18 protein-coding genes and 2 riboswitches are annotated in these 20,119 nt (G+C 40.4%); of the genes, 4 read left to right on the top strand and 14 right to left on the bottom strand.

The features are described 5' to 3' along the window. Positions 1-47: 47 nt before the first annotated feature. Both J2T13_RS13595 and J2T13_RS13590 read right to left on the bottom strand, forming a co-directional pair. Positions 48-1,184, bottom strand: a complete 1,137-nt coding sequence (locus J2T13_RS13595) for a response regulator (protein WP_429372085.1) — start codon at positions 1,182-1,184, stop codon at positions 48-50. Between the two features lie 120 nt (positions 1,185-1,304). Continuing rightward, positions 1,305-2,108 (bottom strand): transglutaminase-like domain-containing protein, encoded by an 804-nt coding sequence (locus tag J2T13_RS13590; protein ID WP_429372083.1) that lies wholly within the window; start codon positions 2,106-2,108, stop codon positions 1,305-1,307. Between the two features lie 13 nt (positions 2,109-2,121). Beyond that, positions 2,122-2,204, bottom strand: a riboswitch (cyclic di-GMP riboswitch). 38 nt (positions 2,205-2,242) lie between these two features. Then, positions 2,243-2,323: riboswitch (cyclic di-GMP riboswitch) on the bottom strand. Between the two features lie 287 nt (positions 2,324-2,610). Between J2T13_RS13590 and J2T13_RS13585 the strand changes: the two genes are divergently transcribed. Next, positions 2,611-4,056: an FAD-dependent oxidoreductase gene (locus J2T13_RS13585; protein ID WP_429372081.1), complete on the top strand. Its 1,446-nt coding sequence runs from the start codon at positions 2,611-2,613 to the stop codon at positions 4,054-4,056. Between the two features lie 210 nt (positions 4,057-4,266). On the opposite strand, the gene J2T13_RS13580 is transcribed toward J2T13_RS13585, so the two are convergent. The 11 genes from J2T13_RS13580 to J2T13_RS13530 form a co-directional block, all read right to left on the bottom strand. Beyond that, positions 4,267-4,731 (bottom strand): DMT family transporter, encoded by a 465-nt coding sequence (locus J2T13_RS13580; RefSeq protein WP_429372079.1) that lies wholly within the window; start codon positions 4,729-4,731, stop codon positions 4,267-4,269. Positions 4,732-4,781: 50 nt separating this feature from the next. Further along, entirely contained in the window at positions 4,782-5,480 is a 699-nt protein-coding gene (locus tag J2T13_RS13575) for a Crp/Fnr family transcriptional regulator (protein ID WP_429372077.1), read from the bottom strand. A gap of 55 nt (positions 5,481-5,535) precedes the next feature. Continuing rightward, positions 5,536-5,961, bottom strand: a complete 426-nt coding sequence (locus J2T13_RS13570) for a DMT family transporter (RefSeq protein WP_429372075.1) — start codon at positions 5,959-5,961, stop codon at positions 5,536-5,538. Between the two features lie 164 nt (positions 5,962-6,125). Then, on the bottom strand, positions 6,126-7,124 hold the full coding sequence (locus J2T13_RS13565; protein ID WP_429372073.1) for a sensor histidine kinase: 999 nt from the start codon (positions 7,122-7,124) through the stop codon (positions 6,126-6,128). Beyond that, positions 7,121-7,792, bottom strand: coding sequence for a response regulator transcription factor (locus tag J2T13_RS13560; RefSeq protein WP_429372255.1), 672 nt, complete (start codon positions 7,790-7,792; stop codon positions 7,121-7,123). The genes J2T13_RS13565 and J2T13_RS13560 overlap by 4 nt, the downstream gene beginning before the upstream one ends. A 49-nt stretch (positions 7,793-7,841) precedes the next feature. Then, positions 7,842-8,813: an alpha/beta fold hydrolase gene (locus tag J2T13_RS13555; RefSeq protein WP_429372071.1), complete on the bottom strand. Its 972-nt coding sequence runs from the start codon at positions 8,811-8,813 to the stop codon at positions 7,842-7,844. 71 nt (positions 8,814-8,884) lie between these two features. Further along, a complete protein-coding gene (locus tag J2T13_RS13550) occupies positions 8,885-10,285 on the bottom strand; it encodes an erythromycin esterase family protein (protein ID WP_429372069.1) in 1,401 nt (466 codons plus the stop codon). 44 nt (positions 10,286-10,329) lie between these two features. Then, on the bottom strand, positions 10,330-10,527 hold the full coding sequence (locus J2T13_RS13545; protein ID WP_429372067.1) for a helix-turn-helix transcriptional regulator: 198 nt from the start codon (positions 10,525-10,527) through the stop codon (positions 10,330-10,332). 25 nt (positions 10,528-10,552) lie between these two features. Continuing rightward, entirely contained in the window at positions 10,553-11,059 is a 507-nt protein-coding gene (locus tag J2T13_RS13540; protein WP_429372065.1) for a DUF6773 family protein, read from the bottom strand. Between the two features lie 207 nt (positions 11,060-11,266). Further along, positions 11,267-12,196 carry an MBL fold metallo-hydrolase gene (locus J2T13_RS13535; protein ID WP_429372253.1) on the bottom strand — a complete coding sequence of 310 codons (930 nt, stop codon included), beginning with the start codon at positions 12,194-12,196 and terminating at the stop codon, positions 11,267-11,269. Positions 12,197-12,428: 232 nt separating this feature from the next. After that, positions 12,429-13,292: a pentapeptide repeat-containing protein gene (locus tag J2T13_RS13530; RefSeq protein WP_429372063.1), complete on the bottom strand. Its 864-nt coding sequence runs from the start codon at positions 13,290-13,292 to the stop codon at positions 12,429-12,431. 355 nt (positions 13,293-13,647) lie between these two features. Between J2T13_RS13530 and J2T13_RS13525 the strand changes: the two genes are divergently transcribed. Together J2T13_RS13525 and J2T13_RS13520 are read left to right on the top strand one after the other, a co-directional pair. Further along, positions 13,648-15,132, top strand: coding sequence for a hypothetical protein (locus J2T13_RS13525; protein ID WP_429372061.1), 1,485 nt, complete (start codon positions 13,648-13,650; stop codon positions 15,130-15,132). 25 nt (positions 15,133-15,157) lie between these two features. Beyond that, positions 15,158-18,769, top strand: a complete 3,612-nt coding sequence (locus tag J2T13_RS13520; protein ID WP_429372059.1) for a hypothetical protein — start codon at positions 15,158-15,160, stop codon at positions 18,767-18,769. A 143-nt stretch (positions 18,770-18,912) separates the two neighbouring features. Here J2T13_RS13520 and J2T13_RS13515 read toward each other — a convergent pair whose 3' ends face one another. Beyond that, positions 18,913-19,092, bottom strand: a complete 180-nt coding sequence (locus J2T13_RS13515) for a hypothetical protein (RefSeq protein ID WP_429372057.1) — start codon at positions 19,090-19,092, stop codon at positions 18,913-18,915. Between the two features lie 347 nt (positions 19,093-19,439). Here J2T13_RS13515 and J2T13_RS13510 point away from each other — a divergent pair, with 347 nt between their 5' ends. Beyond that, a complete protein-coding gene (locus J2T13_RS13510) occupies positions 19,440-19,994 on the top strand; it encodes a GNAT family N-acetyltransferase (RefSeq protein WP_429372055.1) in 555 nt (184 codons plus the stop codon). Positions 19,995-20,119 lie beyond the last annotated feature (125 nt).

Here is a 20,119-nt window from a genome sequence, read left to right as displayed (position 1 = left end):
AGGGTGCATCTTGTCGAGTTGCAGTTAGTTCTATTTAGTTCAGTTATTCAATTACTACCTTGACGTACCAACCATTGCTCATACCACTCTGTAATATACGCGCTGGGTGGTTCATTAAATTCATCCAACAAAGTCGCAATCAAAGAGCTATACTGTCGATTAACCAATATATAATTGTCCATGCGTGCATATATTTTCATTAGAGCAAAATGGGCCTTTTCCTCTTGCACATGCTGAACACATATTTCAATATACCAAAATATAGACTCCTCCATCTGACCCTGTTCCTCATACCAATCTGCGATCCCATAAGAAATGCTAAGCCACAATTCCTTTAGCCGTTGACGTTCACTTTCCGCCCACCAATAATCATATTCCTGCAGGTAATTACCGGTATATAGTTTCATGATTTCTATGTAGTCGTCTATAGTATCTGCTGATAGAGGTGGGGATGAAGCTAATTTAGTCTCCCACTCTTCTACGTCTAACTGAACATCTTCAATAGTCAGAACATAATTCTCCATTGAATTAACAATTTGAAAATGTCCACCATATGATGTCAGTGTTTTACGAATATGATAAATGGCAGTATATAATTGCGAATATACTTTATCCGGTTCATGCTCCGGCCATAGCATATCAATCAACACCGATTTACGAACGAGTTGACCACGATGCTGAAGTAAATATAGAAACAACTCCTGCGCTTTCGCCGTACGCCATTGAATCACAGAAAAGTGTCGATTCGAGACTTCTACGGTCACTTGTCTAAATATATTCATCCGCAACGTAAGCGTCTCAATTTCAGTCTCAACTTGCTTAGATTCTACGCGTTCACTAATCCGATCTATGGTTTTAGTTAAGCGATCCGCTCCAACTGGTTTCACTATATAATCTACAGCATTTAGTTCAAAAGCTTTAACTGCATATTCATTATACGCCGTTACAAATACAATATTTAAATCTGGCTTCTGCTCGAGGAGCTGTTCTGCTAGCTCAATTCCACTTATTTCAGGTAAGCTTATATCTAAAAAAACCAAGTCTACTTCCTTAAGGAGAATCTCCTCTCTTCCAATAATCGGATCTATAAATTTGCCGATCACTTCTATATCTGTAAGCTTCATAAGTTGACGTTCCAGGTAATCGATAGCGAGTTGCTCATCATCTACAAGAATCACCTTCATATAATACTCCTTAATCATGGGAATTTATTATTATCATTTCTTGTGATAAGAATAACATAATTCGTAAAATGAAAAAGCACATGAACGTAATGTTCATGGCTTCTTTAGCAAAGTTTTTATTTAATATTGTTTGGATACTGAGTATTTAGATGCATCTTTTATCATCGTGAAAACTGTAGTAGTACCCTTCCAACCTGCATCAACCGTTGTATCCACGGTTACCCATTTATGATTTAAATAGACTTCATTCCAAGCATGATAGGAATCCACATATTTGGTCGTACCCATGACCATCTTCGTAGGAACGTCAACACTCCGCAGCATCGCTGCAAACAAAGCAGAATACCCATAACAAATATCTTTTTTTGACGATAATGTACGATCGATTTGAGGAAGATAATCTGCCGGAGCGCTTGATGCCAGTTTGTTATCATATTTAATATTGTTAATCACATAATTATAAATAACTTTTACTTTTTCCGTATCCGATGCTGAATTCTTTGTTAACTCTTTGGCCTTTTGAACAGCTAGGCTTGTATCATTCCAATTGACATTCTGAATTGAATTCAAATACACTATGGAGCTATCGCTCAAATCAAGCTTGATTGTATCCTTATACACAACTTGATATTTATTCCCACCTGTTTGTTCCAATACGCTAATTGTATAATCACCGTTTCCTAATTGAAGAGGAAATGCCTCTACTTGCTCGCCGGTAGCTAAATTATAAGAATATTGCTCTTGACCTTTAATAATTAAGAGCTTTGTCTTAACATCTGCCTTCACATCATACTGCACACTAATAATTCCCTTGCTTACACTAGCTTCATTTAACCAAGTACCTTCAGCAGCATAGATTGTTGTTCCACTAAACAATGGACATAAGACAACAAGTGCAACCAGAAGTAACATTAACTTTCTCATCCATACAACCCCCTTCGGTGGCCAGGCTGCCATCTTAATTTAGAAGGCCCTATAGCTTTGCGTCCCTACCTTTCGATAGGTTTGCCATTATCGTCTAAAGTTCTATTAACTGAACGCAACAAAAAAACTGTCCGTTCGGTAACTGGCTACCATCCAACTAGGAAGGCCCTATAGCTTTGCGTCCCGATCTTTCGAAAGGTTTGCCGTGATCTGAATAGCTTTATTAGTCCCATAGTATCATAATCTTCCGTTATTACAAAGTGATAATTCGACAAAACGACGTGGATTCCTAGACAATCCAACCGTATATGATTGAACCTCGAAACAGTTTCTCTACTCGTGTGTATGGTTTTATCGGCGATTTCTTAACTGAGGATAGCTAACTAATCATTGTAGGCAAAAAGAACCTATTTGTAGTAGAATATCATTCAAGGAAATTAAGTACTATTTGCCTAAAATACACTTTAAATTCTAATAATATCAAGAGGTGAAATAAGAAGAAATGTTAACTAAGAAGAATGTATCCTATGGTCTTAAAAGACTGCTACTTACCGTACTCACCTTTCAGTTTCTCTTATCTAATCCTTTTGTCGTAACGGCACAATCCAAATCTCCTTCCGTAGTTACACCAAGTCACTATGATGTTGTTGTGATCGGAAGTGAAATTCAAGGTGTATTGCTTGCCCGTGAAGCCCGGAACCTAGGGCTAAAGGTGCTTATTCTCGATCCTCGTAGCAAGCCAGGTGGGGAGTTAATTCAGGGACAGATGTATTCTCTTGATGATGTTAACGATAATAATGGAAAAAGCCTGGTTCAAGGTGAGATAAAAAACCTCTTTGACAGGTATAATGCAGGCACAATCCGAAAATCTCTCGATTTTGAGAGCTATTATAACAAGATTATTAAGGGTATCCCCCTCAAAAGTGGTATTGTTATCGATTCAATTAACAGTGTTTCCTCAAACAAGGACAAGTCCCTACAGTCTCTCACTTATCATGGAAAGGACGGTACCCAATATACGATTCAGTCTAAATACTGGGTTGAAAATACCGATTTCAATGCCCTTAGCAGTAGACTTATCGACAAACGTATTCCCGGAATGGAGACTCTCTATAACGGAAAACAGCCGGATTATATGGCTGCTACTTATATGCTGAAATTCAAAAATGTCAATTGGGGCAAACTCCATCAAACGATCCTCGAGGATTATCCATTGACGAACGTGCGGAAAAAATATGGTCCTAACACCTATGTAGATTGGCACTTTGCCACCGGATTCAGCAATATTACCGGAAAATATAAACCCCATAATAGTCCACTCAAGTTGCGTGGGTTAAATGTAACTGATCAGAAGAACGGGGAGGTTATCATCAACGCTTTGCTGATTTATGATGTCAATCCCTCTGATCCAAAATCGGTACAATCAGCGATTACGAAAGGTCGTGCCGAAGCGCCATACATATTGAGCTTTTTACGCAATAATATACCGGGCTTTGCGAAGGCAGAGCTGAACGGCTTCCCCGAATATTTATATATCCGGGACTACAATCGGTACGAGACCAAATATGTGCTCGATTATCCGGATTTAATGAATAACAGAATGTTCTGGGATAATGTCAGCATTGGGGGTTATTCAATAGATCTACAGGGCACTAAAACCATTCCGACAGGGATCGGTTTTGGTAAACCTGATCGTTACGGTCTGCCTCTGCGTTCATTTCAGCTAAAGTCTTATGATAATGTCCTCGTTGTGGGGAAAAATGTAGGAGCCAATATCAAAGCTTACGGCAGCGCACGTATTATGCCAACCACCGCCCTAGCAGCGCAGACCATCGGTATTATTCTTGGACGTGAGAAAAACATGAAGCTTACTGAGTTAACCGCATCCGACTTCCAAAGAATCCATAAATATCTGGAGAAAGATTATAAAATTAAAGTGCGACAATAAAAATGAACAACTTCAATTCTCCTCACCATGAGCAGCGTTAATTTTTAAGCAGGGACAGATATTTATAAATCTGTCCCTGCTTTTAATGTCAGTATTAACGGAGTCGCCGCTATCGTCCCTGCTAGAATGTAAAGCCTCTTCTCTATCTACATTAAAATACGATGTAGCTCTTCAAGTCTATGGCTTCAAAAGACTTCCAGAGCCCTTGATTTATTCTTTTATAATGTGCTTCAATCTCCGTTCACCACCTAATTTAAATATACAAATGCCACCGATGATAACCAGTACACCTATCAACTGCTTGAAGGTAAAAGGAACCTGTTTCAGACCTAACCAGCCCATAGAGTCCCACAATAAAGCACACCCGAGCTGCGCTGTCATAACGATAGAAATGGCATATGTAGGACCAAGCCGTTTTATCCCCTGTACCATACAGATGACCACGCCTACTCCGATTATTCCACTGAACCAGTACCAAAGTTGCATATCGTGGAGGGTAAATAGTTCCTTTCCTTCAAAGATTAGTCCCATCACCAGTGAAGCTAGGAATCCCATACCTAATACTAATGTAGTCGTCGCCCAAGATCCCGCTTGTTCATTCACCTTACTGTTAAAAATATTTTGAAGACTGACTAGCGAACCTGCTACAATCGCCAATACTATTCCTAGAATCATAACCTTTACTCTCCCATTTGCTGATGTTTATCCTGGTACACTAATTGAACTTATTCGTAGATATTATGACCTGAAAGCGCACTTAATCTTTCCCTATCTTTCACAAGAATGAACCCTTTGTTCCGCTCTATCAGACCCTCTGTACAGAACTGCCCAATCACGCGATTCAGATGTCTATAGCTAGTTCCAATGAAGTTTGCTGCATCCCTTATACTAACTGCACTTTGTTGACCTTTAAATAAAGCATCGGATTCATCAAAGGAAACAGATAATAAATAGCTTGCTAATCGTACTTCCACTGGATGCATCAAATTGAAGCTCAAAGAATTGTTTTTAATGCGAAACTTTCGTGTAATGATATTCAGTAAGAATTGCAGCAACGGTGAATAATCACTTCCGTATTTTTTTAACCAGCGATGATGAACACCGATCATACAGACAGACGATACTGCCTCAACCGTATTGACAATGTTAATACCCTGTACGTATTCAATATCGCCAATGGCCTCAAGTGGTGTTTTAAAAGAGAGAATAAGTGTTTTGCCTTCCACCGAAGTGGTATAGATTTTAACCTTCCCTTTAACAAGAACGTATAGAACCAGTGCAGGATCTCCTTGGGAACAGATGAGTTCCCCTTGCTCAAAGCTGTATAGCGACAAATGCGGTATTAATTGCTCATTAAATACGGATTCTAGTTGATGAGCATGTAAATAAAATGCTAGTTGCTCACGATCTTTAATTTCTTTCATTACTCAGTTACACCTCTAGTCATTAAGCTATCATCTTTATAGCATATACATACTATCACAAGCCTAGGATCACTACACCCGCTATCATCAACCCGATCCCAATGAACTGCGGTATCCTCATCTTCTGCTTCACCACACCGAACCATCCATTAATATCTATTATAAAAGTCAGACTTAGCTGGGCAATCATTAGTGCAGATACACTAAGCGTAACCCCAATATGCTGGATAGCCGAGACATTACTGAAAATAATAACCGCGGCTAAGGCACCACCCGTCAAATATAGCGGTTTCACTTGCTTAAATCCTTGCCATTTCCCATCCCGAACGAACAATAGGATTAGTAACGCTGTAACGAATCCAGTGAACTGTGTGAGAGTCGCAGCTTGCCATGTGCCGGTATCTTGACTAATCCGAGCATTCGCTACCCCTTGCAGAGTAATAAAGGCACCGCCTAAAAACGCAAATAACATCCCTTTCATCGTCTCTCTCCCTACCTAATACTTTTCTCTATATCATTAAATAATATATCCAAGTATTGTGGGAAGGACATATGTCCTCAACTTGTAAAAAAGCCCGAGGGAAATGCAGTATTTCAACCTGCAGTCTACTCGGCTATTGGATGCCCTTTTCTATAAAGGGGTATTTATGGATTGTCTTCGATGGTAAAACAAAACAAAGTCCCCTCTATATTTGATTGAAGCGTATATTGTATCTTTAGTACATTAGCTATATCTTCTATTATTTTTAATCCTAGCCCCTTATTATTACGATTCATATCGAAACCAATGCCATTATCTCTAATCGACACAACCTGATGATCAATGATTACCTCAAGCTTTTTAGCCTTTGAATGTTTTAACGTATTTTGAAAAATGTTATCAAATAATCTTTGGAGCCACAGAACGTTACTCGTCCATATCAGGTCTTTACCTACTGGGCTATATGTTAATTCAATATTTTGGATGCTGTATAGATAACCCCATTTCTTAACCATGCTTCCTAGTAACTCATTCATATTTACTTCGTCATTCACAATATAAGAATTATCCAAGGAATCTGTGGAATGTAAATTAAATTCATTGGTTAATTCAGCAACATATTGTACTTGTTGATCTATGGATTCTAATATGAGGGCTTGATCATTAGTTTTACCTTCTAAATAAAATAACTGCAGTCTTATAGCTGTTAAAGGTGTATTGATATCATGCCTTAATTTAGTCAAAAGCTCCTTTTTGATCTCCTCTTGTTGTTTAAGTTCTAATTCTCTATATGTTGTTCTTTCAATTAATAAATTCACCGACCTGATCAGTGCGCCTATTTCATCATCACTATTAACATCTAGTTTATTTGGTGTTTTTTCGTCACTCGCCAGATTCCGAATCGTTATATTTAGAACATTTATTTTATTTAAGAGTGAGTTAATCGATTTAGAGAATAAAAAGGCTAATAGAAATAATGATAAAAAAAACGCGACCAACATTGTCGGATAAGCAAAGGATTCATGAAAAGGAATGTCCTTCTTCGTACCTGTATAGGCAATATAATAGATCCCCATCATAAGGAAGTTAATCAATACTAATGATAATGGCACACAGATAATAATGGAAAATAATATTAACTGATATTTCCTTTTTAATTTCATTTTTTCATATAGGTATTTAGTCTATACCCTTCTCCATATATATTTTGAATAATTTCACCATTGATATCATTGATTTTTGTTCGGATTTTTTGGATGTGTACATTAATGATATTGTGATTCCGATCTTCAAGTTGCCATAAATAATCCAAAAAATGTTCCTTCGTTAAGATTCGATCCTTATGATCATATAAGTAAAAGAATATTTTACGCTCAATGGCCGTCAAAGCAACTTCATCATGCAAATGTTCATGGTAGACTCTCTTATGCTCTCCATCAATATATAATTGTTTGATTTGCGTATAAGTCCCATATTGATGTTCTAACATTTTCTGCATTCGTAGTAACAATTCTCTAGGGTCAAAGGGTTTGATCATATAGTCCTCCCCCATTGTTAAGCCGTGGAGTTTGCTATCCATATCTTGTCGAGCAGATAGAAAAATAATAGGAATGTTTAATCCAAGTGCTTTTATTCTCTTAGTCAATTGATAGCCATCTTCACCTGGCAACATCACATCCATGATAACTAAATCGATGTTATGGATGTGTTCCATGACTTCTCTTCCATCTTTCTCCCAGCGTACATAGTACTCTTCTTGTTGTAGTATTTGTTGTAATAGTTCACCAATCATTAAATCGTCTTCAACAATCAAAATGCGGTATCCCTTCATATAACGTAAACCTTCCATTCCAGAATAAGAATCAGTTAATTTCTCACTACTATTCATTGATAAAATGTGTGGCAAGATTGTATATCTCATCGGGAGCATATAAGTAAATCGAGTGCTTCCCTTTCATTCTTATTACTTCTGATCTGGCTAGTTGTTCTGCAAATTCCAAATAATTTTTATTATTTTGCTTTGTGAATTTGGAATCTTTATTTTGATCCGTATACGCGGACAGAAATAAGATAGGTGTATCATGAGGTAGCGGTAGCTCGACCGATTTCTTGGCATTATCATAACTCTGTAATATTTCTTGCTCCATGTCGTCATTAAAGGCTTGTTTATACGATATTGCTTTATAAATTTCTTTTTCCTGTTCCGTTAAAAAAGATTGCTTAATCACTTCAGGATCATACGTAGCGGAAGGAAATAATCGTTGAAAACCCATTTTTGTTAACACATTCATTCCTCTTATTGTTAATGAATCTGCTAAGCTGATTCTATAATCCACATACTCTTGAGGTAAACCAATATCTAAAGCGATAATACCCTTAATTTCATCTGGGTAAGTCTGTGCCCAGTAGATAGCTTCTATCCCCGATAAAGAGTGTGGCACTAATATATACGGCGGTTTATGCCCACTCTGAATAAGCGCTTCTCTAGACTGTTCTAGTATCGTATCGATCTCTCTCTTATCTTGAAAAACATCACTATAACCATAACCCGCTCTTTCAATTACAGCGATCTTATTTTCTGTTGAAAATTTGCTATATAGCCCTTTCATCTCATACATAGGAGCAGCTATACCAGCTCCAGACATAAATACATATGTATCCTCGCCGCTCCCCTCACTATATACATTCATATGATTGCTATTAAAGTCAATCCATGTCCCCTTACTTTCAATCAATTCGGATTCCTGATTCAATTGGTACTTGTGGTAAATAAATATAGATGCTGTCAAAAGGAACACTAAACCCATACAACCAACGAGTATTTTTTTTATTACTTTCAGTACTTTTTTCATATATTTCTCCTTTCAAGTTATATTTGAAAGGATACGCTATAATAATAAATTTCTAATAAATTTCATAACAATTATCTGAGATAATGCGGCGGAGTTACATCATCAATAAGTAGAATGCCATCATATTGATCACGGGCAACCAGACTTTCTGGAATCATGCCCCAGCTGTAGCTGTAACGTGGTTCAAACATCCATGAGTTTCCGCGTTCATTGTTGCGGTAACGCAAGTCAATGAAGGTGTACGGTGAACCGCCTGCGGACAGGATCGACTCGACCGTTCCGGGCTCCAATGGAAGAACATCATGGATTTCACCCATATTGTCAGCTGTTTGGCCGCTGGCAGCGTATAGGCCAAGCACATAGCTGTATTTTTTCATTTCATCAGGAAGCATTTCACCCATCATTTGAACAGGATACGGTGAACCCATCACTTCACTTTGCTCCTTGCGAATATGATCATTGTGCGCCCATACGATAAATTTCTCCGTGGGATACACATCTGTCGCAAGCCATATCAGATTGTCCAACATCGCCTTGTCTCGCCATTCCATCGACTTTAGAAACCCTGTGAAATCACCTTCTACCATACCCATGCTCGATTTAATGGATATTTCCACATATTCCTTGGCAACATGAATCCGATCATTCAGACTTCTCTCTAGAAGGACAGGCAACTGAGGATTATTAGGATACAGCTTTTTCAGAAGTGCCTGACTCGATTCGGTTTGCGTAGATTTTATAACGTCCTTATACACCTGGATCAAATGGGCCTTCTCTTTCCGGTAAGCTGTAAGATCCGTCCCGACGGAATACTCGGACAACTTCTCTTCTGCCTCTTGTAGACGAAGGGACAACTTATCGTCATTCAGCCACTTACCATCGAGAAGCGGATACTGCAATTGCATATCAAACCCAGTAAGAGTCAGCGGCTGTTCTGTTTTTTGGCTTGTCTTAATGTAATCGAATAACGGCAATGTCTCTTTCGTCCACCATACACCGAAGATGGACTCCTTCATCGTCTGCTCGGCGCTCTGTGCAACTGATTTACCGTAAGCCAGCGAAGTATTACCCAAGCTACTCTCAAATGCAAGAACATTGTATCCCATCTCCTGATGCAGGAACTGGATCAAACGAGTCTTCGCCAAATTGAACTCACTGACACCATGGGAGCTTTCCCCCAGAAAAACAATTCGTTTATCATGCAATAAAGGCTTCAGCATGTCTAAATCTTTGAATTGTCCTGCTCCTTCCTGGTCGTCAACGGGCTGAATTGATTCTAACTTATATGCATGCTCCGCCGTCCAAGACTCCCATTCGTGAATAGCCTCACCTGCTGTGCGGACTTCTGTTACCTTACCTGGAACAACTTCTGCAGTGGCATACACGCTACTATTGGTGAACAAGGTTCCTCCGATCACGGAAATCGTCAGCGTAAAAATAATTAGCATCTGTCTAGTCTTGTTTCTTAACATATGCGTACATCATCTCCTCAATATTTAGTTATGTGTTCAACCGTTTATTCCTGTTCCCAGAATAAATCATCCAACGTCCGAGACAACGCTCTGCATATGGCAATACATAAGCTTAAGCTAGGATTATATTTACCTAGTTCAATTAACCCAATCGTTTGCCTTGAGACACCTACAAGATGGGCTAAATCTTCCTGAGAAAGATCTTTCTCTACCCGAGCCATCTTCAGTTTGATATTCTTCATATCAAATCACCTGTTTCCTCCCTTATTAATCCAAATTGTCTTTCTCAGACATTCTCCGGCTTGTTCTGTTGGCAAGTTGGTGAACAATCATGGTTCCTCCAGCAAAGAGCGGAATGTAGATCACCAGTGATATGAAGGCAACGAGTGAGAAATACTTTAGTCCCGTTATCCAAGTTCCATCTCCATACATAACCGCATTTCGAATACCGAAAAAAAGTGCTAGAAAGACACCACTCCCCAGATTCATGAGGATTTGTCGGGTATTAAGTGATATTTTGCTTCTACTGTCATGTAGCTCAACTTCGTCCGAATATATGCCAAGAAACACACTTCGGATACCAACATACAAGCCTCCTACTAGAACAATAACAAGTTCTAGCAGAGAGGATTTCCAATCGCTCTGCGTAAAATTTTTCACGATAATCGATATCGTACAAATGATCATAATCAGTGTGTAAACCTCTTTGTAAATCTTATTCTTCATATGGACAATCCGTTCGTCTTCTACCCTGTTTCTATTGAACCATTTCATAGTCATGCTCCTCTCAAAAAATGACTGGCTACATCACCTAATAAGTTCATTATACTTAATACACGTCATAATGCAATATATATATGTCATAATGACGTGTATTTTATTCGAATGAGTACAATACAATAAAAAAACCTCCCTAAAATAAAAGGAGGTTTCAATATTTCTCAAAAGAATCCGATTCACTTATCTAGCACCAATCTCCATTTATTTCCACCATGTAGAATTGGGATATTCTACGGCTCCAATAGAGACGGTTTCTCCAATTCTTGGCGTCGCTATAGCTGTGCCTAGCTGCTTGGCAGCCTTAACTGCTCGTTCAACGGGGTCTGTCCAGCTGTGTGCCGCCAAAGTAAAGGCTCCCCAGTGAATGGGGATCATCAGTTTCCCTTGTACGTCCAAATGGGCTTGCAAGGTTTCTTCCGGCATCATATGAATACCAGCCCAGTCTTCACTATATTGGCCGCATTCCATTAAAGTTAAATCAAACGGTCCGTACTTGCTGCCAATCTCCTTGAAATGAGTTCCATACCCACTATCTCCACTAAAAAACACTCTCGTTTGCTCACTCATGATGACCCAAGAACACCATAAAGAGGTATCTTGACCCCCTAAGCCCCGCCCTGAAAAATGCCTTGCTGGCGCACTAGCGATCGTAAGTCCTCTATATGTAAACTCGTCCCACCAATCATGTTCTTGAATAATATTCGGATCTACACCCCATCGCACCAAATGTCCTGCTACACCTAACGGAACGATGAATTGTTTAACTTTTCCTTTCAGCTTTAGAACAGAGCCGTAATCGAGGTGATCATAATGATCATGGGAATATATCACTGCATCAATGATGGGCAGTTCTTCTATCTCCATGGGTAGCTTAGTACTATATCGCTTAGGACCAAAAACCGGAACAGGTGAAGGAGATTTCCCAAACATCGGATCTAACAATAAGGTCAATCCATTCACTTTAAGCAATAAAGCCGAATGCCCAAACCATGTCACTTGATCCACTGTATTTTCTTTAACGAAATCGAGGTCTAAGCGATTTGCTGTAATGCCACCTTTGGGTCTTCTAAGTGGATCGCCTATTATCATCCGTCCCATAACTTTAATGGTGTCTTTCACTTTCATATCCATAGGTGTTGGAATTTGATTAAGGAACTTGCCATTGGAGAAATTTCGAGATTCGTGAATCCTCTTCAGAGTTTCCTCCGATTTTTTTCCACCAAGAGCTGGATAGAACTTTAGAACAAAATAAACCAATAAAATAATGACCGCAGCTAGAATTAAGTATATCAATCAGCTAAACCTCTTTTCCCTATTCAATTGTCTTCCAATATCGACAACCCTCGACTCTGAAAATATATGATTAACCCACTTTAACCCAATGATCAGGTCTAATTAATGTAGGTGGTAATTTAGTATCCATATCGCCCTTCGCCGAGTTAATCTGAGCTTGAGTGAGAAAGATGCTATCGGTAAGATTAGCCCCTCTGAGGTCCGCATCTCGTAAATCAGCTCCGATAAGGTCAGTCACTCTCAAGTCGGCGTCTCGGAGGTCAGCCGCGATAAGGTATGCTCCTCTGAAGTCGGATCCTCTGAGATCAGCACCTCTTAGCTTTGCACCTAGAAGGTCGGCTCCTCGACGATCAGTTTGCCGACTTTTTTTGGAACTCTTAAGTTCGAGAAGTGACTTAGCCCGCACTAGTTGGCTTGTCCGCAGAAGCAGAGCATTTACCTCAGCACGGTGTGATGGAACATCTAGTTCCATGAGTGAATCTGGACTAAGTTCGGTAAGTCGTACCGTCTCATCGAGCACGAAATTAAGTTCAGTATGAATCGGACTAGATGCTTTCAACGTCAACGCTTCGGTCAGATACCATAGCATCTCATGGAGTTGATTCATAATTGGGAACACATCGAACATCTTCTTCGCCGTTTCTGGAGCTTCACTCCAGTCGACTTCTCCGAAAGTGACTTGGGAAACCTTTTGCCCTGCGCCAAAACAGTCAAATACAGTACACCCTTTAAATCCCTGCTGTCTGAGACTTTTGTGAATGCCACAACGGAAGTCCAATTGCAGATTCGGGCATGGCTTGCCGGCCTCTTTATCCATTGCAAAATCTGCAGAGGCTCCGAAGTTTAATGCGACACAACACAAGCCGAAACAGTTCTCACAGTCTGCTCTTAAATGTTTAAGATTATAATCGCTTTTCTTAAATTGATTAGACAATACTTACACGTCCTTTATACTATCGCTTATGAGATTATTGGGGGAATATTATGTAGTGGAAGACTAATTACTGCTAGATGATTATCCTCACTTGTATCAATTAATAGCCAGGTCAACTCATCATTAAGCCTATTCCCGGTCTCTACTAATGCCTGGATAGATGGCTTCATTCTGTTTGCTCAATCTTACTTAATCTTCCTTATGAATACCTATTATCTCTGAAAAGGCGATCTGATTCAAGTAAAGTACTAACGAATATAATCATCATATGGATCATCAGATATATAGGAATAAGACTTGTATTTTCGAATATGCTTTCATAGCTGGATTCCAAAAAAAAATTCGGAGGATTTCTATGAGACATGTCGATTTACTGCAAGGTTTTCAAATGGTAGCGTCTTTAACGCAAGACACCGTCAATTACCAGTTTTCACAGTTGTTCAAAAGGCAAGTAATTCACCCGAAGCTTGATATCGTGTTGGCTGACACGGGTATCGAGCTGCATGCGGAGCTGTCCGCTCCTACGGTTAGCTTTAGCGTGCCTGATACGAACCGCACCGTATTGTTCAAGTTGAATATGCCTTCTGGCACGTTTGTTTATTGGGAAGGCTTCGGAGCCAAAGCCAAACAAATCCGCGTGAGCTTCAAGGATTGGACCTATGCGTTCCGAGTTAATCTCGACATGAAGCGAATTTCTCAAGACCACATCAAAGCGGGTTCGGCCGTGCCGAGCGTCGTAAAAGAACATTTGGATAAATTTAGCGATGCATTTTTTTCAATCAAACATCTGTTCCTTGACCTTGAAAATGCGGACTTTGCGAGTTTCGATATGAACCACACACGAATGAAATTCCCCAACGGCTCACAACTTACTCCCGGCCAGATCACTCAATTTCAGCAAGCAATCAGCAACTATTTCAATTCATTAAAAGGCACAAACAATCCATACATTCTAGGATACTCTATCGAAGACAACCAGAACCATCCCGACAGCCACACCGCCACATTTGCTCCGACTTCCAACACGTTCTCCACCTTTGATGACCCAACGAGCGAAGGCATGAATGTGCTTAATTTTCTAATGATGGCAAACAACGCTCCGCTCCCGAACGATCCAAGGGCTGGTGTATTTCCAACGAATTGGGTAACTTCGCAAGATTATAGTGGTAAATTTGTCATTTCGTCCGGATTGTTCTGGGACCGCTGGCTACTGCAAAAGATTAATGACGGCCTTCAAGCCGGTAATCCTTCCATAACGGAAACAGGCTGGTCATTTGACAAAAATACAGAAAATAAATACACGCGAGAAAACTTCAATACCTGTATATCGGATCTGACCAAAGTAAACGCGTACATTACCCAAACCGATCACCGCACAGCGAACGTAACTTATAAGAATGTGAATGCTTCACAGGTGACTATCGATTTGAAAGGCACCTTTTCAAAGAGTTATAAAAATGAATTTACTTGTGTTTTCTATGAATGGGTGTCTGAAACAGCGACGATCGATTGGACGGGCAAGCTGACGATTTCCGCAGGAGATGGCCAACTTCCGCTCCATGTAGAGCTTAATGTGCCCGAAGCGACCAAATCGACCGATGGTAATTGGATTGGCAAGGGCGACATTGCGCTAATCCCTAGCAATCAAACAAATTTGGATCAAATAGGTTCTAGTTTCAATGAAAGCATGAAGGGTTCGATTAATATGTTTAAAAAATTCCTATCTGATTTGAGCAACCGATTTATTCTTCCGGCAGGAGATGTATTTTATTTCAAAAACCCGCAAATGGATGACGCAGGAAACTTGCTATTGGACATTACATACAAAAGCGAACACTAAATAAATTGGAGGGAAATCATTGACTATGAATACGTTACAATTAGCCGTAACGAACAACGGTGAAAAAATAGGTGCAACTTCGGCTTCGCATATTGAGCTTACGGTTTCGTCAGAGCTGATGAAAAACCAAAGCGCCGCTCATTCGATCGATCCACAACACGTTATGAAGACGGTTCAAGATTCGCTTGGTGATCCGATGATATTCTCTATCGGCAACGACAATGTTTTTTACGTCATTTTGCGCGATTCAGCGAGTAAGTCGGGTTGGCAGCAGTACAATTTGAGCACGGCAATCGCGTTGGACATGGAAGCGACTTCCTTCGAAGTAGCGCAAGGTGTGGACGGCCGTTTGCTGCTTGCGCTTGTGATGTCACCGAAAGGAAAACGCGACATCTCTACGCTTTATTTGACACCATTCATTACAAACGACACGACGTTGACAGACTGGTCGAAAGTCGGTAAACAATGGGTGAAGCGGCCGTTTATCGCAAACGATGCTTCGATAAGCGGAATATGGATCGGTGCTTGCGACGGTCAGTCTGCGCTCGGTGTTGCTGCCGTTGCGATCGAAGGCTCGATTGAGCATTATGTGTTCAACACTAATGTTGGGGACAACACTTGGTTGTGGAGGAAATTCCCTCTTCCCGAAAACGCGATTGCTATCAAAGACTTGGCCATTGGAATAGTTTACGGAGATCCCGGCGTCTATGCATTGTACGAAACGAGTGCAGGACAAACGCTTGAGTTTACATCGCTGCCTGATCCCATCTATCACAAATCGGCCAATTATCATTTTCCGCTTTCTACGAACGCGACATCGATTGCGACTCTCCCCGGCAACGGCAACTCAGACGATTTGTATGTGGCTGGAGATGGCATTTTTCTCTTTGAATCATCTCAAAGTGTACAAACAACGATTATCGACAAAGCGCTCGTTTCCGGCGTGCACAAGTTGATCGTCAAACAGGATGCTGTCAGCGTCTCCATTTTCGTCGTGATCGGAGACGAAGTGCTAGTTCATACTGAGGGGTTGAAAAGCGACATTGGCAAATGGTCACCGCCACTAGCTATACGAGCCGGAGTGACTCAAATTTCGGCACTCCGCAACCCATATAAGCTGACGAACGAGCTTATTATTGTAAAGGGCAATAACAAATTATCGTATTTATATCAAGATCCGTTCTCGACCCTTTGGAAGGAAACGACGATAGATTTACCAGCCCTCGATAAAATTATCGAATTCAACAGCTACACGACGCATATTTCACTGTGCGACGCCAACGGCAAGCTGATGATGCAGCAGCCGCTCCAGCTCACGGCTTCTTCCTGGACGTATGTAACGATCAATGGCGAATCCCATAGTCTTGACCGCGATAACCCAGTAACGGTATCTAGCGACTACAGTGGGAATATTACCATTATTAATCGGGTTACCGACATTTCGGTGCCGATTTATCATATCCAGTGCGATTTGTTTGCAGAGGTTGTCGATGTGAATCCAGCAACCAAGGTGAAAGAGGGACTTAAACTTATTCAGTCCGGCAGTGATTGGAAGAAAATAAATATGCAAGACGGCACGCCGCTTTTGACAGAAAAATTCAGCGACGGCACTCTGTCCAGCGCTGCGGAAGCTCTGAAGCACTTGACTCAGCTGATAGATACGATTCCAGCCAACAGCGCGCTTCAGCATTCACATTTGTCTCACACTGCAACGATGCGCGCGGCGGGATCCGTAAGCCGCTCTGTCGTTCATGCAAGCTCGCTGCCTGTCAATTATGCGTGGGGTATGTCATTTCATGAAGCGGGCACCACGTTTTGGAAACCCGGAGAAGCTCCCTCTATTCAAGGCGTGCCCGATTGGATCGATGCCATTGGCCTGGCCATCGGGGATGCGCTGGATTGGATCGAAGAAAAGATCCATGAGATTGGAACCTTCTTTATGCGTGTGGTTAACGACGTTGTTGAATTTTGCATTAATCTAGGCACACAAGTTTTCAAATTCATCATCGATTCCGTCGAAACGTCGTTTCGCGTCATCAGCTGGGTGCTGAAAAAAACACTTGGCATTGATCTCGATAAGCTTGCGAAATGGGTTGGTTTCATCTTCGATTGGGAAGATATTAAGCGTGTTCATCGTTCGCTCGTCCACATGGCCAATGAATCACTTGCTTTCGGCGAATCCAAGATCAATCAAATAGAAGGTACAGTCAACACCTTCTTCGAGCAATTGAAAGAGGCAGCTCGCAAGCTTGCTCCGATCGCGGAAGGCGATCAAACCATTCATTCGCAGCAACGCGTTTATCAGGAGCAACAGTCTGCTAACAAGGTGAAGATGTTGAATGATGTCCATATGTCGCCAGGCGGGAACTGGGGTCAATATCATCTGCAGCATAGTGGAGCTGCTGAAGTTGCAGGAAAGACTGCTGCCGTGAGTGATCCGATACACTCCTTCGTGAACGATATTATCTGGCCTACGCTGCAATCGGTCGAGACAACGGCACAGCAGCTTGTCGAAGATTTGCAGATGTTGTTCGACGACAACACGCTGACTCTCAACCATGTCATTCAAAAGATGGCTTCTGATGTTGCGGTAGGCTTCATCGACGCGATCCAGAAAATCGTCGTCGGTGCCATTAAATTCGTTGAGGACCTCGTAAAGTACATTCAATCCGGGATTAATGAAAAAATAGAAATTCCATTCTTTAGTGCTTTTTACCGCCAGTTGGCGGGCAACGACTTATCCATTCTTGATGCCGTCATGCTTGTTTTGGCCATTCCAACCACGATCGCCTATAAACTGATCGCTGGGAAAGCACCGTTTCCAGCCGAACAAGTTGTGTTCGAAAACGGCAGTTACGAGCAGATATTCGGTTTATTATCCGGTGAGTCTCATGACAAGCCTACATTGAGAACGACTCGCACAGATTTGTTGTCGACTTCAGCGACTGCCGAAGTTCAAGCCGACAAAGACAAAGTGAGTGACGCGGTTAAAATCTACTCGCAATTGGGCGGATTATCTTACCTGTTTGCAGCTCTTGCCAGCGATACATTAGGATTAGTAGCTTCGATGACCGATGCCGAGGCACTGAATACTCCGAATTTCGATGAAATGGAGCGTTTGGAGAACAAGGCGTATAATTTAGAAAAATGGCGCATAGCACTCTCGGTCGCGAAAATTCCCGGGTCATACCCGGTCGGTACCCAAGAGGAAGTTGCTCTGCAGAGAGCCATCTGGGGCATCAGCTTTGCAAGCCCGTTCATCGAATTGGGATTGCTGCTGGCGATGCGCAAGTCCAAGTCCAAGATGAATGCATCCCGCGCCAAAGGTGTGTGGAACATCCTGGAGGGCGTAACGGTGTTTGTGCTGGAGTGTATGGTCTTCGATATGGAATTGAAAAAAGAGGACAAAAGTGCCGAAGGACAAGATGAGAAACCAGACAGCAGCATCAAGTTTTTTCAAAACTGTTTATACTTCATCTCAAAAGAAATGGGAGGCGTCGCTGCCATTCTTCCGCCAAATCAGGTGAAGTGGGGCCTTTGCATTGGTTCTGGGGCGAGTTCTTATTTCGCCGGCCTCATTAATCTCGTTCGGATTATAACGAACATTAGCGACAATCGCCTGCATAAAAACTTCTGAAGAAAACGATGTACAAGAACACTCCTATTTTTGCTTAGAAAACATGAGCCTCCAATCGATATTCGGATTCCGGCATGACCAGCGTTACGGTCATGTCTTTTTTATACACAAAATAAGAAGGAGACTTACTTAATTCACTTATGTTAATTAAAGTTTAAAACAATTGATGATGAAATAATCCAACAAATTGCTGCAAATAATACTGAGGATACAAATTTCAATCCTTGTTTATCTTCTTTAATCATATCTAAAAACAAGAACATAAATAGAAAAGATACAATAGGCATTATATATAATGCTCCAACTAAAACAACTGATTCCATGATATCACCTTCTTTTGTAGTCTAGAAGTCCATTTGTTGCAACGATTGTTAAACTGATCATTTTTCAACATTTTTTTCGCTTATTAAGATGGATCTTACAGGTAATATTTTCTATTTACTCCTCCAAGATTTATGTGAATCCTTATGTTAACGTTTTTTTGGTGGACGTATAAGTTAGGATGAATTATTTTAGTTTCCAAACCATTAATTGCGGGATATACTGGATATTATTGATTAAAAGGAGTTGTGAATATGTTAGCGAAAATTGCAGTAGACGTTTTGTTTAAACAACAAAAAATCTAAGGGGTTGTATCTCCAACTGCAGCCCTTATTAAAGGGAGAATATAATGAAACAGTTATTAAATCACTATTTAACGGGGCAAACAGTCCAATTAAAACAAATGGAACAAAATAACCTTGACCGTTTTGCTCAAATTGAAAATGAAATAAGTACGCTTTTACTTGCGAATGATGACATTCCATTTCCACTGACTGCTGAAGATCACTCTACTTTTTTCAATGCTATTAGTGGAAAAAAAGAAGAATTTATGTTTGGTATTTTTGAAAAAGAAACGAATGAACTGATTGGCTCATGTGGTGTATTCACAATCAATTGGCAAAATAGTACTTCTTACGTAGGGATTTCTATCGGCGATAAATGGCAAAATAAAGGCTTTGGTACAGACGCGATGAATACATTAACTTCGTTTATTTTTAATTACATTCACATTAATAAAATTAAACTACAAGTGTTTAGTTTCAATTCCAATGCCATTCGTTCTTACGAAAAGTGTCATTTTATTAAAGAAGGTATTTTACGCAATGAAATTTTTAGATTTGGATCATTCCATGATATCTATTTATTTGGTCTATTAAGAGAAGAGTGGGATAAATTTCAATGAAATAATCAAAAGTATACAATTCCTACTCTATACATTCGGAATTTAGAAAACCACTCCAAATGAAAGTTATGAAACTCATAAAAATCTTCAAAACGTTGACTTAACCGCGTTTCGAAGATTTTTTA

The organism is Paenibacillus sp. DS2015 (assembly GCF_050433705.1).
Lineage (GTDB): Bacteria > Bacillota > Bacilli > Paenibacillales > Paenibacillaceae > Paenibacillus_AQ.
The sequence above is the reverse complement of the archived record's forward strand: the minus strand, read 5'-3'. Positions and strand labels throughout refer to the sequence as shown.